This window comes from Hippea alviniae EP5-r, assembly GCF_000420385.1.
In the GTDB taxonomy this organism is placed as follows: Bacteria; Campylobacterota_A; Desulfurellia; order Desulfurellales; family Hippeaceae; genus Hippea; species Hippea alviniae.
On sequence record NZ_ATUV01000002.1, the window covers coordinates 436,487 to 453,599 of the forward strand.

Below are 17,113 nucleotides of genomic sequence, written 5' to 3' on the forward strand. Positions count from 1 at the left end.
TTACTTCTCCTTTTTCTCTTCTTTTTGGTTTTTCTCTTTCTCCACTGCGCCACCCTTTGCAAGTTCGGAGACCATTTTTGCTGCTTCTTTCAAGTCGTTAGCTACATAGAACTTAAATGATGCTTTTTTAAGTATTTCCATGCCTTCTTCTCTGTTCATACCAGTCAGTCTTATTACAACAGGAATATTTACTTTAACGGTTTTTAATGCTTGGATAATGCCGTTTGCAACCTTGTCGCAGCGGACGATTCCACCGAAGATATTAATGAAGATTGCTTTTACCTTCGGGTCTCTTGTGATTATCTCAAACCCTTTTGCTATGGTTTCTGGTGTTGCTTCACCACCAACATCCAAGAAGTTTGCAGGTTCTCCACCAGCAAGTTTAATGACATCCATCGTCGTCATTGCAAGACCAGCACCGTTAACCATACATCCGATATTACCTTGCAGTTTTATAAAGTTTAGCCCTGAGAATCGTGCTTCGAGCTCGTCGGGGTCAGCTTCCGTTAAGTCTCTCATTTTTGCTATCTCTTTTCTTCTATATAGGGCGTTGTCGTCTATGTCCATTTTTGCATCAACGGCTAATAGGTGTCCAGACTTCAACACAACAAGTGGGTTTAATTCAAGAAGAGAGCAATCCTTTTCGACAAAAACCTTGTAAAGTGCACTGAAGAGCTTTGCAGCTTCCTTTTCCTGAGCCATCAGGTCAAGGTCATATTTCAATCTTCTTATCTGATAAGGCAAGAAACCGACGACAGGGTCGATAGGGATTTTGATAATGTCTTCTGGATACTTTTCTGCCACTTCTTCGATACTCATGCCGCCTCTTTTTGATGCGATGACTGTTGGTCTTGATGTTGTCCTATCAATTACGATAGAGAAGTAAATCTCTCTTTCTATGTCTGCTGCCTTCTCAACAAGCAGTTTTCTGATTACAACACCTTCTGGGCCTGTCTGTTTGGTTACCAGTTTTTTGCCAAACAGCTCTTGAGCATACTGGCGTGCTTCATCTGCCGTCCTTGCGATTTTTACGCCACCTGCTTTACCTCTTCCGCCTGTTAAAACCTGAGCCTTCAATACAACGGGCAAACCCAACTCCATCGATACCATCCATGCATCGTCAGGAAAATAGGCAACCCTGCCTTCTGGCACCGGTATGCCGTATTGGGCTAAGACTTCTTTAGCCTGATATTCGTGAAGTTTCATCAACAACCTCCAAAATAAAAAGTAAACTAAAAGTTAACTTATAACCATTTTTAAAAATAACACCAAAACAACCCAAAGTCAATGGAATATTTCTATTTGTTTTAATAATATTTTGTTTGTAGTCTATTTTTGAAGTATAATTTGAAAATAGCGGTGTGGAAAGGAGATTGAAGATGGACGGTGTTTTTGTTGTTGAGCCTTTAAGGAGCCCTTTTGGGGGTTTTGGTGGAACTCTCTCTTCTTTATCGGCTTCAGAGATTGCTTCTTTTGTGGTTAAAGAGATACTAAGCAGAACGGGTATTGAAGATGTTGATGGATTGATAATGGGTAATGTTTTATCGGCTGGTGTTGGACAGTCGCCAGCAAGACAGGTTATTATTAAATCTGGTTTACCTTATAGCGTTAATGCTTTAACCGTCAACAAGGTGTGTGGAAGTGGTCTTAAGTCTCTTATGCTTGCTGCTCAATCTATAAAATTAAAGGATAGCAGCCTAATAATAGCAGGTGGTATGGAGAGTATGTCCAATGCACCTTACTATCTTTCTAAGGCACGGTTTGGCTATAGAATGGGCGATGGAAGAGCTATTGACGGTATGATATTTGACGGCTTGTGGGATGTCTATAATAATGTGCATATGGGATACCTTGCAGAGATGGTCGCAAAAGCCAAAAAGATTACACGCAAAATACAGGATGATTATGCTGTTTTGTCTTATAAAAGAGCTCAGCATTCAGCAGAAAACGGTGTATTTAAAGAAGAGATTGTGCCTATAGAAATAAGCTCAAGAAAGGGAGTTAATGTTGTTGATAGAGACGAAGAGCCCTTCAGGGTTGACTTTGAAAAGATACCAAAGCTCAAGCCAGCTTTTGTTGAAGATGGAACAATAACAGCAGCCAATGCATCGACCATTTCAGACGGTGCAGCAGCGTTTATCGTGGCAGACTACGATGCAATAAAAAGATTTGGTTTAGAGCCCATAGCAAAAGTAGTGGCTTATTCTGAGTTTAGTTTAGACCCTAAACTGTTTCCGCTTGCTCCTATAGGAGCTATAGAGAAGCTTTTGAAAAAGACAGGACTTGATGTAAATGACATTGACCTGTTTGAAATAAACGAAGCTTTCTCCTGTGTTGTTCTTGCTGCTTTGGAAGAGTTGAAACTGGATATAGACAGGGTTAATGTGAACGGTGGCGCTGTGTCTTTAGGTCATCCGCTTGGAGCAAGTGGAGCAAGACTCGTTGTCTCTTTAACAAGGGAGATGAGAAGAAGAAACGCAAAATACGGGATTGCGGCTTTGTGTATAGGTGGCGGAGAAGCTGTTGCAACCCTGTTTGAGAGAGTGTAATTTATCTGCTTATAAACGCATAGGCGTTGTGATTATGAATACTCTCAAAGTTTTCGACTTCTATCTCAAAGTGTGAGATGCGTTTGTCTTGAAGGAGTTTTTGGGTAATGTTTCTTGCTATATCTTCAACAAACATGGGATTGTTGTATGCTTTTTCTGTTACATACTTCTCGTCTGGCCTTTTTAGAAGGGAATAAATGTCGCAGCTTGCAGAAGACTCCGCCACATTTATTAGGTCTTCTATCCAAACAAACTCTTTTAAAATCGCCGATATTTTTGCTATACCACGCTGATTGTGTGCTCCATAATCGCTTATCTCTTTTGAGCATGGGCATAGACTTGTTATAGGCACTTTTACGGTTAAGGTTATCTCTTCGTTGTTGTTTTCATCGCCACATGCTTTAACTTCGCACTCATAACTCATTAATGATTTTATACCTGTTATTGGAGCTGCTTTTTCTATAAAGTAAGGAAAGTTTAGCTCTATATATGATTTTTTTGCATTTAGCCTTTCTCTCATCTCTCTTAGAATCTTTCCTATTTTTCTTATGTCTATACACTCTCTATTTTCGTTCAATATCTCTATAAATCTGCTCATGTGTGTGCCTTTGAAATCACTCGGAAGCAGAACATACATATTTATTTTTGCTATTGTGTGCTGATGCTGTTTTGTTTTATCAAGCAGCGTTATAGGATATGTAAGGTTCTTTACGCCGACTTTGTCTATTGGTATGTTTCTTTCGTCCTTTTGCGATTGGACATCTGCCAAGTTGCTCATACATGCCTATTGTAATTTAGATTGAACTTAAAATCAAATCACTTCCAACTCTTTTGTTTTTCTGTAATATTTGATTACAAGAAGCTTTGTAAAATCGTTGAATACAAACCATGCAAGTGCGTATGCCCACATAAATAAAGCCCATTCAAAACCTATCGGAGTCATGATGCCAAACCCATAGATGGCGATTACTGTTCCTATGATTCTTGTTGAAAATGTGGCAAGGAATAGGGTAAATGACGGGTAGGGTTTTTTAAAGAACCAATCATCAATCCTTGTATTGTAAATTGTTCCATGTCCTGCTATGACCATCTTTGCAAAGAAGATTGACTGAACAAATGAATACCATGACTCTTTGTCGTTCATGTTTACCCATGCAGGAACATGTGGTAAGAAGGTTAAGGTTTCTGGATGCGATTTTAGATATATCATAACGATGTAAAAAATGGTAAAGCTACTCAAAACGCCTGCTATACCAAGCCAGGAAGACAAAACCAGCATCTCGTGCATATCCCATCTGACAGGTTTTTTTCTTACTTTTGTGCTGTCATAGGCTATTGCAAGTATGGGTATGTCGTTAAGCAGGGCAAGAACTATAATCATTATTGATGTTAGCGGGTAAAAATTGAATACAATTATTGAAAGTGTCATAAAGATGATGATGCGTATTGTCTCTGCTATGCGGAAGATTGTATAGCTCTTCATTCTTTCAAATGTGATTCTTGCTTCTTTGATAGCATCTATGATTACCTTTAATCCTTCACTTAAAAGAACGATGTCGGCTGCTGCCCTTGCTGCATCTGTAGCGTTGCTGACGGCTATTCCGGTATCGGCTTTTTTTAGAGCAGGTGCATCGTTTACACCGTCGCCTGTCATTCCGACGATATGATTGGCTTTTTGCAGTTCATCGACGATAAAGTATTTATCTTCTGGCAACACTTCGGCAAAGCCGCCAGCTTCTTCGATGATTTTTATTATCTCACTTTCGTGTCTTTTTACCGTTCCTTTAATGAGCTTGCCTTCAATCTCCTTTTTGACTTCGTTAACGATGTTGTTGACTTTTTCTTTTATCTCTTCTTCTGAAAGGTTTAGGTTTTTTAAAAGGGCTTTACTTATGACTTCCGAAAGTATCAGATACTCGTCGTGCGTCTCGTTTTTTAGCTCTTTTATCGGATAGATGTTTCCTTCGATATTGAGTATCTTTGCTATGTATCTTGCAACGGAGATGTTGTCTCCTGTTATCATCTTTACCTTAACGCCCTTGTTCTTTGCTTCTCTTATTGCATCTTTACTGTCTGTTCTTGGCGGATCATACAACGGTATCAGTCCCACGAATCTAAATTTTGGCTCTTTCTCTTCTTTTATTGCCACTCCGATGGTTCTAAATCCGTCATTTGCAAACTCATCTATCTTTTTTATTATCTCTTCGCTCTCTTGAGATGAGAGTTTTGAAAGTTTTAGTATAACCTGCGGTGCTCCTTTGATGATTTTCATTACTTTGCCTTCTATCTCAACAACTGCTTCTGTTCTTTTTATTGCAGGGTCAAAAGGAGTGAAGTCTATAAGTTTAAAATTCGGCAGTTCAATGTTGTGTTTTTCTAACCATTCAAAAATTGGCTTCTCTATCGGGTCGTTGTTTTCTTTTTTGCTTGTTAGGGCTGCATATACAAATAGCTCTTTTTGAGAATATCCGTTGTTTACATAGGCTTCTTTTGTTGTCATTCTGTTTTGTGTTAATGTTCCTGTTTTATCCGAGCAGAGTATGTCCATTCCAGCCATCTCTTCTATTGCTGATAGCCTGCTTACTATTGCCTTTTTTCGTGCCAAATTTAGAGCACCAACGGCCATCACAACGGTTAAAACAGTGGGAAGGGCAACAGGTATTGCAGCGATGGTTAAAACTAAAGAGAACTCCATAAGCTCCCAGATGTTTTCATGCCTTTTGACACCAACAAAAATGATGAATGAAATCATTATAACCGTTATTATGATAAGGAAGTTGCCGACATTTATGACCATCTTTTGAAAATGACTCTTTTGTGTCTTTTCTGCCTTTGCCACAAGACCAACCGTTTTTCCAAAGTATGTGTCTGAGCCTGTTGCTATGACGATGGCTTTTGCTTCTCCTTGTTTTACGATTGAATTTGCGTATGCAACATCCTTTAAATTCTTTCTCACAGGCAGGCTCTCGCCTGTAAGGGCTGACTGGTCTATTGATAGATAACCGTCGTTTTCTATGATGATAACATCAGCAGGAACTATGTTTCCTATTTTTATCTTGACAATGTCTCCGGGAACAAGCAGCTTTGATGGTATCTCTGTCCACTTTCCATCTCTTAGCACCAAAGCTTTGCTTGCCAGTTTGCTTTTTAATACTTCTATAGCATTTAAGGCTTTGTGTTCCTGGTAAAAGTCTAATATGGCATTAACAAAGAGCATTATTGTGATGATTATAAAATCTTCCCAATGATGAACTATAGCACTTAGAATAGCTGCTATCTCAATCATCCATGGGATTGGTCCCCAGAATCTTCTAAGAATCCTTCTTAAAAGAGATTCTCTTTTTTCTGAAATCTCGTTTAGTCCAAACCTTTTTATTCTCTCTTCAGCTTCTTGGTTTATAAGTCCTTCATTTTCGTCTGTTTTTAATTCTGCCACTATTTTGTAAAGTGGCATGTTTTTGTAATCATCTGCATTCATCTCTTAGGGCTCCTTTGCAAGTATTTTCTCTATTCTTTTAAACATTTCCGTTGCTGATGCCCTTTGAGAATGCTCATAATAGTAATTGTATTCCTTTGGATATTTTAGGTAATACTTCTGGTGATACTCTTCGGCTTCATAAAACTCAGAAACAGGCAGTATTTTTGTGTTTACGGTTATATTGGCTTTTTCGAGTTTTTCTTTTAATTTTTCTGCTATTTTCTTTTCTGTGTCGTTAGAGTAAAATATGGCAGTCTCATACTGTTTACCTATGTCGCAGAACTGCCCGTAAGGGTTTGTTGGGTCTATGTTTTTAAAGAATACTTTAACTAACTCTTCGTATGATATTTTCTCTGTATTATACTCAACCTTTACAGCTTCATAGTGTCCGCCTATGCCTGCTGAAACCTTCTCATAGGTTGGATTTTTCAATCTTCCACCTGTGTATCCAACTGTTGTTCTTATAACACCATCTGTTTGGTCAAATACTTTCTGTAGACACCAGAAGCATCCGCCGGCAAATATGGCAGTTGATACTCTCATATATTTAAATTTAGTTAAATTTTTACTTTTGTCGATTTTTTTGATAAAAGGTTTGCATGCTTAAAAAGTTGCTTATAGTGGTTTTTTTGGTTTTTGTATCATCTTGGGCAGTTGCTGAAGAGCTAAATCTAAAATCGTTTAAGGCAAAGTATAAGTTTGACTTTAGCGGCCTTAATGCAGCAAAAGGAGAATTAACAGCAAAACTTGATAACAACACCTATACTATAAACTTTAGTGGAAAAACCGTCTCTCCGGTCAAATGGTTTTTTAAATTAAAGGTGAAAATCAAAGATGCAATAGATTTATCGAACAATAGGGATATATATTATTACTCTTCAATAGAAAGGCCTAAAAAGGTAAAAAAGATTTATGTTAAATTTGATAACAGAACTCAAGCAACTGTTCTGTATCAGAAGAATTCGGACAAAAAAGAGTATATTGTAAAGTCAAAAAATGGTGTTTTCTCACCTTTAACCGTCTATATGTTTTTTATTACGCACAAGATAGAATTGGGCAAAGCTTATTACAGAGATGTTGTTGTATCCAAGAAACTTTATAGAATAAAAATTTTGCCCATCAAGGAAGAAACAATAAACCTTGACTCTTTCGGAAGAGAAAAGGGAAAAAGAAGGGTTTTGAAAGCAGAACTTTCTTTTTATAAGCTTGATAGAAACGGTGAGCTTATAAAAAACGAAAAGGTTAAAAAGTTGGTTGTTTGGGTTTCTCTAAAGCCTCCGCAGTTGCCAGTCTTGGTTCAAATGTGGCATTTTATAGGTGTATTTGAAGCTAAGCTTATAGATTTAAAGGTTTATTGAGAATTTAACTTTATTTTATAAAGGATTCAACTTTCTCTCTTGAAATGATATGATATGGGCGTTTAATGATAAGGGGGGTGAGAAAATGTCTTTCGTCCATTTACATAACCACTCAGAATACAGTCTCTTAGACGGTGCAAGCAGAATAGATAGAATGATAGATAAAGCAGTAAAGAGCAATATGAAAGCTGTTGCCTTAACAGACCATGGCAACATGTTTGGAGCACTTGAGTTTTATAAAACCGCCAAAGCGAAAGGTATAAAGCCTATTTTGGGTTTTGAAGGTTATATATCGCCGACAAAACTCGATGATAGGCAAACAAAGGGTAATTATCACATTACTCTTCTTGCCAAGAACAATAAGGGATATGAGAATTTAATGTATCTCTGCAGTATTGGTTTCTTGAAGGGCTTCTATTACAAGCCAAGGATAGATAAAGAGCTTTTAAGAGAATATTCAAAAGGTATTATAGCAGGCAGTGCCTGTCTTCATGGTGAAGTTCAGTTTAAGCTTTTAAGCGGTGATTATGAAGGAGCGAAAAAGGCCGTTTATGAGTATAAAGAGATATTCGGCAAGGACAACTTCTTTTTGGAGATTATGAGACACGGACTTGAAGACCAAGAGAAGATCGATAAAGAGCTAATAAGACTTGCTCTTGAGACAAATACGCCACTTGTTGCAACAAACGATTGCCACTATCTAAACAGTGAAGATGCAGAAGCTCAAGATGCTCTGCTCTGTGTTCAGACAAACAAACTCATAAGCGATGAAGATAGAATGAGAATGGGTTCAAATGAGTTTTATTTCAAAACAGAAGAAGAGATGCTCGAAGTATTTAAAGATAACCCTGAGTTTGTTCACAACTCTGGCTATATAGCTGATATGTGCAATGTTGAACTTGAGATAGGAAAACTCACACCGCCGCATTACAAAACACCCGATGGCAGCGATGAGAGAGAGTATTTAAGAAGACTCGCCTATGAAGGGTTGGAGATTAAGACAAAAGGCTTTAATGAAGATAAAAGGGAGCTTTACAGAAAAAGGCTTGAACATGAGCTAAATATAATAGAACAGATGGGTTTTTCTGGATACTTTTTAATCGTTTGGGACTTTATCAACTATGCTAAAAAGAACAAGATTCCCGTAGGTCCAGGTAGAGGCTCAGCAGCAGGCAGTCTTGTCTCATACTGCATAGGCATAACAGATATTGACCCGATAAAGTATAACCTTCTTTTTGAGCGATTTTTGAATCCAGAAAGGGTAACAATGCCCGATATCGATGTTGACTTCTGTGCAGTAAGAAGGGACGAAGTTATACATTATGTTAGAGAAAAGTACGGCGAGCATAATGTTGCTCAAGTTATCACATTTGGAACAATGAAGGCAAAGGCTGTTGTCAGGGATGTGGCAAGGGTTTTAGGCTTTCCTTACAAAGAAGCAGACAGAATTGCAAAGATGATTCCCGGCGACGAAACACTTGATGGTGCGATTAAGTCGAATCCACAGCTTAAAAGTGAGATTGAGAAGAGTGATGAAGTTAAGAAGCTGTTTGAAATATCCAAGGTTTTGGAAGGCGTTAAAAGACATGCGTCTATTCATGCAGCTGGTGTTGTTATCTCGACTGAGCCCATTTACAAAAAATGCCCACTCTATAAAGCACCGGGTGAAGATACGATAGCAACCCAATTTTCAAAGGATTTGCTTGAAGATATTGGACTGATAAAATTTGACTTCTTGGGACTTAAAAACTTAACAGTTATTGATGAGACGGTAAGGCAGATAGGTGATGATTTTGATATATCAAAAATCCCGCTTGATGATGAGAAAACATTTGAGCTTCTAAGAAGTGGTGATACACTTGGCGTATTTCAGCTTGAATCTTCTGGCATGCAGAGACTTATAACAGAGTTAAAGCCAACCGTATTTGAAGACTTGATAGCCCTTGTTGCTTTGTATAGACCAGGACCCTTAGGCAGCGGTATGGTTCAGGATTTTATAGACAGAAAGCATGGTAAAAAACCTATCGAGTATCCACTGCCAGAGCTTGAAGATATACTAAAAGACACATACGGCATAATTCTCTATCAGGAACAGGTTATGCAGATAGCAAGTAAACTGGCAGGTTATTCACTTGGTGAAGCAGATATTTTAAGAAGGGCGATGGGTAAAAAGAAGAAGGAAGTCATGGAAGAGCAGCGTGGCATATTTGTAAGCAGAGCCGTTGAAAGGGGAATAGACAAAGCAAAAGCTGAAGAGATTTTTGACTTAATGGCTAAGTTTGCAGAGTATGGTTTTAACAAGTCTCACTCTGCAGCCTATGCTTATATTGCCTATCAGACAGCTTATCTAAAAGCTCACTATCCTGCCTACTTCATGAGCGCATTGCTGACAAGCGAAAAGAACAATACAGACCAGATAGCCAAATACATAGAAGAGTGCAACAGAATGCATATAACTGTTCTGCCGCCAGATATAAATGACAGTTTCCATGATTTTGCCGTTGCTGAAAAGGATGGAGAGAAAGTAATACGCTTTGGGTTTTCTGCTATAAAGAATGTGGGTGATGCGGCAATAGAGAACATTATAGAAACAAGAAAAGAAGGTAAGTTTAAGGATATTTTTGATTTTCTAAAAAAGGTTGATACGCGAAAGGTTAATAAAAAGGTCATAGAGAGCTTAATAAAGAGTGGGTGCTTTGACTCACTCGGCACAGATAGAGCAACGCTGCTTGCCAATCTGGATACAATATTAGATTGGGCAAACGAAAAGACAAAAAAGAGCACAAAAAAGATGCCTTCTCTATTTGGAGCAGTAAAGGAAGAGAAGGAGAACTATCCTGAGCTTAAAAAGGTTGATAATGTGTCAGAAGAGAAGATTTTGGAGTATGAGAGAGAGCTTTTGGGCTTTTTTGTTAGTGCCAACCCTATATCTAAGTATAAAAATTTGATAGAAGCCATAGTTAACGCAACAAGCCAAACGGCAAAGGAGAAGTTTGACAGCGAACTTATAATGGCAGGTATCCCTGTATCTGTTAGAAAGACAAGAACAAAAAGGAAAGAGACGATGGCTTTTGTTAAATTTATGGACATAGACGGCACATTTGAAGCCACAGTTTTTCCTGCACTTTACAAAGATAAAGGCGAGCTGTTTGAGAAGAATAAGCTGCTTATAGTATTGGGAAATTTAGACCCTACAACAGAAAAGGCCAATCTAATAGTTAAAGATATAATAGAATACGACAAGATTGATGAGTTTGTTAGAAGTGTTGAGCTAATCTTGGCAGAAAAAGACATAGAAATCATAGACAAGCTAAAGACGATTGTTGAAAGGAATAAAGGAGATAAACCGCTCTATATAAGATTTAAAGAGAATGATAATCTATACACTATACAGACACTTATGAAAATAGCGATAAACAATATACTTTTAGATGCTCTGAAGCGTTATAATGTAAGATACAGATTTAAACTAAATGAGGAGTTTGGTGTATGAAAATCTTAATTACAGGTGTTGCTGGTTTTATAGGTTTTCATCTTGCAAATAGACTTGCAAGTGAAGGCTTTGATGTGTTTGGTATAGATAACATAAATGACTATTACGATGTAAGCTTAAAGTATGGAAGGCTGAAAGAGTCTGGTTTCGAAGGAAGTTTTGAGTATGGTAAGGTGTTTAAATCAAGCAAGTATGAGTCATATAGATTCTCAAAAGTGGATTTAAAGGATAAAGAGAGTATAGATAGACTGTTTAGAGAAGAGAAGTTTGATGCTGTATGTAATTTAGCTGCACAGGCTGGTGTTAGGTACTCTCTAAAAAACCCTTACTCTTACATTGACAGCAATATATATGGTTTTTTGAATATACTTGAAGCGTGCAGGCATTTTGAAGTTGAAAATCTGTGTTTTGCTTCATCTTCAAGCGTTTATGGACTGAATAAAAAGCAGCCGTTCTCTGAAAAGGATAATGTTGACCATCCGATAAGTTTGTATGCTGCAACAAAGAAATCCAATGAGCTTATGGCTCATACCTATAGCTACCTTTATGGGGTAAGGGCAACTGGTTTGAGATTCTTTACAGTTTATGGTCCATGGGGAAGGCCGGACATGGCTCTGTTTAAGTTTGTTAAAAATATTTTGGAAGATAAGCCCATCGATGTTTATAACTATGGCAAAATGGAAAGAGACTTTACCTACATTGATGATATAATCGAAGGTGTGGTAAGAGTGATAAAAAACCCAGCAAAACCAAACGATAACTGGGATGCTTTAAATCCAGACCCATCATCATCGAAGGTGGCTTACAAGATTTACAACATAGGCAATAACTCGCCTGTTAAGTTAGACCGCTTCATTGAGATAATAGAGAAGGAACTGGGTAAAAAGGCAAAAAGAAACCTTATGCCCATGCAGCCGGGCGATGTTGAGTCAACCTATGCCGATGTATCGGCTTTGATTGAAGATTTAGACTACAAACCATATACGCCACCCGAAGTAGGAATAAAAAGGTTTATAGAATGGTATCGTTCGTTCTATAAAATTTAACCGTTAATTAATTAATTTTTAACCAAAATTTATTGACAAAATCATAATAATACTATAATTTAAAAATGAAGGGGGTGAGATTTAATTTTTATCACCTAATTAATTTTTTGTGTTGGAGGTGTTTTTATGCGTAAGTTGGGCTATCTTGTCTTGGCTATTATGTTTCTTGTTTTAGGATTGGGTTTTAAGGCTCAGTCAAAAATTACCTTTGTAACCATCGGAACAGGTGGGGTTACAGGTGTTTATTATCCTGCTGGTGGTGCTATATCTAAGATGGTTAACGCCAAGTTTAAGCAGTATCACATTAAGATGACCGTCGAGTCAACGGGTGGTTCTGTTTACAATATTAATGCTGTTTTGAGTGGAGACTTGGACTTTGGAATTTGCCAGTCTGATAGGCAATATGAAGCTTGGCATGGTCTTGCGGAGTGGAAGAATAAAGGTCCTCAGAAGAATTTAAGAAGTGTTTTTGCTTTACATCCCGAGTCTATTACGCTTGTTGCAAGTGTTGATAGCGGTATAAAGAGCGTATATGATTTGAAGGGTAAAAGGGTTAATCTTGGAAATCCAGGCTCTGGTCAGCTTCAAAACTCAAAAGATATTTTAAAGGCTTTTGGCATCTCTTTAAAGGATATAAAGCCTGAATATGTTAAGGCTGTTGAAGCACCGGGTCTTCTTCAGGATGGAAGAATTGATGCCTTTTTCTATACGGTTGGACATCCAAATGGTAATATAAAAGAAGCAACGAGTGGAAGGATTAAGGTTAGAATAATCCCTATAACAGGAAAACCTGTTGAAAAGTTACTTAAAGAGCATCCTTATTATGCCAAAGCTGAAATTCCTGTTAAGAAGTTTTATCCAATGGCTGCAAATAAGAAACCAATTGTATGGACTGTAGGTGTTAAGGCTACGGTTGTTACAAGTGCAAAAGAACCTGCAAATATTGTTTATGCTATAACGAAGGAAGTTTTTGAAAATTTAGATACATTTAAAAAATTACATCCTGCCTTTGCTGTTTTGACAAAGAAAAATATGCTTGAAGGATTAACGGCACCTATACATCCGGGAGCACTCAAATATTACAGAGAAAGTGGTTTAATTAAATACATACCTAAGAATCTTATTCAGCAGTAAAAGATATTAGGGTGGCAAAAGCCACCCTTTTTAATTTGTTAAAACCTTTTCAGAGGTGTTTTCTTATGGATGATAACAAAAAAAAGATAGTTGAGGAACTGATAAGAGAAGACACGGGTGATGTAAGGATATTAAATAAATACGAAAGATACCTTGTTCTGTTTATCGGGGTATCATGGGCTCTGTTTCAGCTTTCTATAGCAAGTTGGTTAACGATAGACAGTACATTTTCTCGTTCTATTCATCTTGCTTTTGCTATGGCTATGATTTTCTTATCTGTTCCATTTTTCAAAAAGAGAAAAATAGGTTTTTTACCGTTCCTATCGCAGAGAGAAGGTATTCCGTGGATTGATTATATATTTGCCATCGTTGGTGTTATATCCGCTTTATATATCACTATTGCTTGGAATGGCATTATGATGAGAATGGGTTCCCCTAATCTTACGGATAAAGTGTTTGGCCTTTTGCTTATATTAATGGTTTTTGAAGCAACAAGGAGAGCTGTTGGGCCTGCATTACCTATAGTTGGAATACTTTTCACACTTTATGGTTTTTTAGGACCAAATTTGCCAGAACTGTTTGCTTATAAGGGTGTTACGCTTGATAAATATGTAAGTCAACTTTCTTTATCAACTGAAGGCATATTTGGGATACCTTTAAGGGTTTCCACCAATATTGTTTATCTTTTTGTTTTGCTCGGTGCTATGTTAGAGAAGGCAGGGGCCGGAAAGTTCTTTATTGACCTTGCTTTTGCGGGTTTAGGGCGCTATAAGGGTGGACCTGCAAAATCTGCTGTTGTTGCAAGTGGTTTGACCGGTCTGGTATCAGGTTCTTCGGTTGCCAATGTCGTGACTACGGGGACTTTTACCATTCCGTTGATGAAAAAAACCGGTTATCCTGCCACAAAAGCCGGTGCCACCGAAGTTGCAGCAAGTATAAATGGTCAGCTTATGCCTCCTATAATGGGTGCTGCTGCATTTATCATAGCAGAGTATGTTAATGTTCCATATATACAGGTTGTAAAAGCTGCCTTTATTCCAGCCTTAGTTGCCTATATTACTCTCTTTTATGTTTCCCATCTTGAAGCAAGCAAACTTGGGTTGAAGGGCTTACCGAAAGATGAGTTACCAAACGCAAAAGAGGTTTTAAGAAACGGCTTTCACTATCTTATACCTATAACTTGGCTTGTTATAGAACTTATGGTTTTGAGACACTCACCGGCAATGTCTGCTTTTAGGACGATAATAATTTTGGGTTTTGTCATTCTTTATCAGGAGTTAAGAAAAATAAAAAAGGAGGGCATAAATCTTGCAGCTGCTATAAAAAACACATTTGCCTTAATAGGCGAAGCATTCCTTTCTGGTTCGAGAAATATGGTTATAGTTGCACTTGCTTGTGCTTCGGCTGGTATAGTTGTTGGTCTTGTTGCGACAGGTATAGGAAGTATGATAACCGAACTTGTTGATACTATGGCACATGGCAACATCTACCTTCTTCTTATCATAACTGCTATGGCAAGTCTGCTTCTTGGTATGGGTTTACCTACCACGGCTAACTATATAGTTATGGCTTCTTTAACAGCACCTGTAATAGTTACTATAGCTCAGAATTACGGATTTTTCGTTCCGTTAATGGCGGCTCACCTTTTCTGTTTCTATTTTGGAATAATAGCAGACGATACTCCACCGGTTGGTTTGGCTGCCTATGCTGCTGCTGCATTGGCTGATGCTGACCCAATACCTACAGCTATTCAAGGCTTTATTTACGATATGAGAACAGCTATTCTGCCTTTCATGTTCGTTTTTAATCCCGATTTGATTTTGCATAACATAACAAGCTGGCCTAAAATAATAATGATATTTGCTATGGCTGTTTTAGGTTCCTTTGCCTTTGCGAGTGCGTTACAAGGATGGTTTTTGACTAAGAATAAGTGGTACGAAATACCATTTTTCTTGGCTGCAGCATGGATTCTGCTTAATCCTGCTGGTCTTTTGCACTGGTTGCATTTACCAGACGATATGAAATATTATATGTATTTAGTTGGTCTTTTAATCTGGGGGCTTTTGTATATCGAGCAAAAAGCAAGAGCAAAAGCTCAACCACAAGCCGTTTAAGGAGGGTGTTAACTTGTTTTGTTTAAATATGAATGTTAAGGATTTGCCGCTGTCTGCTACCTTAGAAATAAATGAGAAAAGTAATGAACTCTTGGAAAACGGCTTTAAAGTGTATAAACTGGGTTTGGGTCAGTCTCCGTTTAATGTTCCAGATCCAGTTGTTGAAGAGTTAAAAAGATACGCCCATGTTAAGGATTATCTTCCGGTAAAAGGATTGAAAAGACTTAGAGAAGCTGTTTCTGAGTACTATTTAAAAAGCCAGGGTGTAAGATTTAATCCGGACAATATTTTGATAGGTCCTGGTTCAAAGGAGCTTATGTTCATAGCTCAGCTTGTTATGTATGGAGAGCTTTTGCTTGCATCACCAAGCTGGGTTTCTTATGCTCCACAGTCCAAAATTTTGGGAAGAAATCTTGTCTGGCTTGAGACGAAAGAAGAAGATGATTGGCTCTTAATGCCTGATGTAGTTGACAACTATTGCAAAAATAATAAGTATTCTCAAAAAATTATAATACTCAACTATCCTAACAATCCTACAGGAAAGACATACCCGCTTGAGCTTTTAAGGGATTTAGCTGAAGTTTTCAGAAAACATGGTGTTATAGTGATATCAGATGAGATTTACGGAGAACTGCATCACGAAGGTAAACATATTTCAATAGCCAAGTTTTATCCTGAAGGAACAATTATAAGCAGTGGTTTAAGTAAGTGGGCTGGAGCAGGTGGGTGGCGTCTTGGTACATTTGCCATACCTGATGAGTTGAAAATTTTGGCAGACAAGATGGCTTCCGTTGCAAGCGAGACATTTACTTCTGTTAGTGCCCCGATTCAATATGCTGCAGTAAGGGCTTTCAATATAGATGAAGCTTTGCAGGATTACCTAAAAAGAAGCAGAGCTATTCTAAAGGCTTTGGCTAAGTATATTTTTGATAAATTTAACAAAGTCGGTATAAGTGTATCTTTGGCAGATGGAGCTTTTTATTACCTGCCAAACTTTTCCAAGTTTAAAAAGCAGTTTAATAAAATAGGTATAAAAACAAGCAGAGAGCTTTGCAAGAGAGCCCTTGAAGATATTCAGGTTGCATTCCTGCCCGGCGATGATTTTGGAAGACCAGAAGATGAGTTGACAGCCAGAATAGCCTATGTCGATTTTGACGGTAAATTAGCTTTAGAAGCTGCAAAAAATGAAGAAGTTAACGAAGAGTTTTTAAGGAAATATTGCTCAAATACAGTCGTTGCAATTGATAGAATTTGCGATTGGGTTGCTGGTTTATAAAAAATGATAAAATTTGAAAAATTCTCCTTGACTTTTCCCCCAAAGTGTATTATATTCTCATTCCGTCGCTTGAAAGCGACATGATCTTTTACAAGCCAAGATGGAAGATAAAGCCCTGGTTGATATAGAGTTTTAGCCAGAACTTAATTGAGTCTTACTTTCATGTTTTAACATGAGAGTTTGATCCTGGCTCAGAACGAACGCTGGCGGCGTGCCTAACACATGCAAGTCGTGGGAGAAAGTCTCCTTCGGGAGACGAGTAAACCGGCGCACGGGTGAGTAACACGTGGGTAACCTACCCCAGAGTCTGGGATAACCCACCGAAAGGTGGGCTAATACCGGATAGTTCCCTGTCTCACAAGAGACAGGGGGAAAGAGGGCCTCTGCTTGCAAGCTCTCGCTCTGGGATGGGCCTGCGGCCTATCAGGTAGTTGGTAGGGTAACGGCCTACCAAGCCTACGACGGGTAGCTGGTCTGAGAGGATGGTCAGCCACACTGGCACTGAGACACGGGCCAGACTCCTACGGGAGGCAGCAGTGGGGAATATTGGGCAATGGGCGAAAGCCTGACCCAGCGACGCCGCGTGGAGGATGAAGGCCTTCGGGTCGTAAACTCCTGTCAGAGGGGAAGAAGGCAGCAGGGCTAATACCCCTGCTTGCTTGACG

The 17,113-nt window shown here is 38.3% G+C and carries 11 protein-coding genes and 1 rRNA gene; 8 read left to right on the forward strand and 4 right to left on the reverse strand.

From position 1 onward, the window contains the following. Positions 1-1,206 (reverse strand): ADP-forming succinate--CoA ligase subunit beta, encoded by a 1,206-nt coding sequence (sucC, locus tag G415_RS0109090; RefSeq protein ID WP_022671371.1) that lies wholly within the window; start codon positions 1,204-1,206, stop codon positions 1-3. A 173-nt stretch (positions 1,207-1,379) separates the two neighbouring features. Between sucC and G415_RS0109095 the strand changes: the two genes are divergently transcribed. Continuing rightward, positions 1,380-2,549: a thiolase family protein gene (locus G415_RS0109095; protein ID WP_022671372.1), complete on the forward strand. Its 1,170-nt coding sequence runs from the start codon at positions 1,380-1,382 to the stop codon at positions 2,547-2,549. 1 nt (position 2,550) lies between these two features. Here the strand turns inward: G415_RS0109095 and folE2 are convergent, their stop codons facing one another. The 3 genes from folE2 to msrA are packed head-to-tail and all read right to left on the reverse strand — an operon-like array spanning position 2,551 to position 6,570. Next, complete coding sequence (gene folE2 / locus G415_RS0109100) at positions 2,551-3,327, reverse strand: GTP cyclohydrolase FolE2 (protein ID WP_022671373.1); 777 nt, start codon at positions 3,325-3,327, stop codon at positions 2,551-2,553. Between the two features lie 33 nt (positions 3,328-3,360). Beyond that, positions 3,361-6,027: a plasma-membrane proton-efflux P-type ATPase gene (locus G415_RS0109105; protein WP_022671374.1), complete on the reverse strand. Its 2,667-nt coding sequence runs from the start codon at positions 6,025-6,027 to the stop codon at positions 3,361-3,363. A gap of 3 nt (positions 6,028-6,030) precedes the next feature. Then, the gene (gene msrA, locus G415_RS0109110) at positions 6,031-6,570 is read right to left on the reverse strand and encodes a peptide-methionine (S)-S-oxide reductase MsrA (RefSeq protein ID WP_022671375.1); all 540 of its coding nucleotides are present in this window, start codon (positions 6,568-6,570) and stop codon (positions 6,031-6,033) included. A gap of 56 nt (positions 6,571-6,626) precedes the next feature. On the opposite strand from msrA, the gene G415_RS0109115 reads away from it, so the two are divergent. The 7 genes from G415_RS0109115 to G415_RS0109145 form a co-directional block, all read left to right on the forward strand. Continuing rightward, positions 6,627-7,385 (forward strand): DUF3108 domain-containing protein, encoded by a 759-nt coding sequence (locus tag G415_RS0109115; protein WP_022671376.1) that lies wholly within the window; start codon positions 6,627-6,629, stop codon positions 7,383-7,385. A gap of 85 nt (positions 7,386-7,470) precedes the next feature. Further along, a complete protein-coding gene (dnaE, locus tag G415_RS10425) occupies positions 7,471-10,878 on the forward strand; it encodes a DNA polymerase III subunit alpha (protein WP_022671377.1) in 3,408 nt (1,135 codons plus the stop codon). After that, positions 10,875-11,924, forward strand: coding sequence for an NAD-dependent epimerase (locus G415_RS0109125; RefSeq protein ID WP_022671378.1), 1,050 nt, complete (start codon positions 10,875-10,877; stop codon positions 11,922-11,924). Before dnaE ends, G415_RS0109125 begins: the two co-directional genes overlap by 4 nt. Before the next feature lie 126 nt (positions 11,925-12,050). Next, complete coding sequence (locus G415_RS0109130; RefSeq protein WP_022671379.1) at positions 12,051-13,058, forward strand: TAXI family TRAP transporter solute-binding subunit; 1,008 nt, start codon at positions 12,051-12,053, stop codon at positions 13,056-13,058. 65 nt (positions 13,059-13,123) lie between these two features. After that, positions 13,124-15,172 (forward strand): TRAP transporter permease, encoded by a 2,049-nt coding sequence (locus tag G415_RS0109135; protein WP_022671380.1) that lies wholly within the window; start codon positions 13,124-13,126, stop codon positions 15,170-15,172. Between the two features lie 13 nt (positions 15,173-15,185). Then, complete coding sequence (locus G415_RS0109140; protein WP_022671381.1) at positions 15,186-16,448, forward strand: pyridoxal phosphate-dependent aminotransferase; 1,263 nt, start codon at positions 15,186-15,188, stop codon at positions 16,446-16,448. Between the two features lie 168 nt (positions 16,449-16,616). Further along, positions 16,617-17,113: ribosomal RNA gene (locus G415_RS0109145) — 16S ribosomal RNA — on the forward strand; the annotation flags it as partial.

Bases quoted from the DNA above. Each gene is read 5' to 3' on its own strand.
- G415_RS0109125 (WP_022671378.1), top strand. From the start codon at position 10,875: ATGAAAATCTTAATTACAGGTGTTGCTGGTTTTATAGGTTTTCATCTT.
- msrA (WP_022671375.1), bottom strand. From the start codon at position 6,570: ATGAGAGTATCAACTGCCATATTTGCCGGCGGATGCTTCTGGTGTCTA.
- sucC (WP_022671371.1), bottom strand. From the start codon at position 1,206: ATGAAACTTCACGAATATCAGGCTAAAGAAGTCTTAGCCCAATACGGC.
- G415_RS0109130 (WP_022671379.1), top strand. From the start codon at position 12,051: ATGCGTAAGTTGGGCTATCTTGTCTTGGCTATTATGTTTCTTGTTTTA.
- G415_RS0109115 (WP_022671376.1), top strand. From the start codon at position 6,627: ATGCTTAAAAAGTTGCTTATAGTGGTTTTTTTGGTTTTTGTATCATCT.
- G415_RS0109095 (WP_022671372.1), top strand. From the start codon at position 1,380: ATGGACGGTGTTTTTGTTGTTGAGCCTTTAAGGAGCCCTTTTGGGGGT.
- G415_RS0109105 (WP_022671374.1), bottom strand. From the start codon at position 6,027: ATGAATGCAGATGATTACAAAAACATGCCACTTTACAAAATAGTGGCA.
- dnaE (WP_022671377.1), top strand. From the start codon at position 7,471: ATGTCTTTCGTCCATTTACATAACCACTCAGAATACAGTCTCTTAGAC.
- folE2 (WP_022671373.1), bottom strand. From the start codon at position 3,327: ATGAGCAACTTGGCAGATGTCCAATCGCAAAAGGACGAAAGAAACATA.
- G415_RS0109135 (WP_022671380.1), top strand. From the start codon at position 13,124: ATGGATGATAACAAAAAAAAGATAGTTGAGGAACTGATAAGAGAAGAC.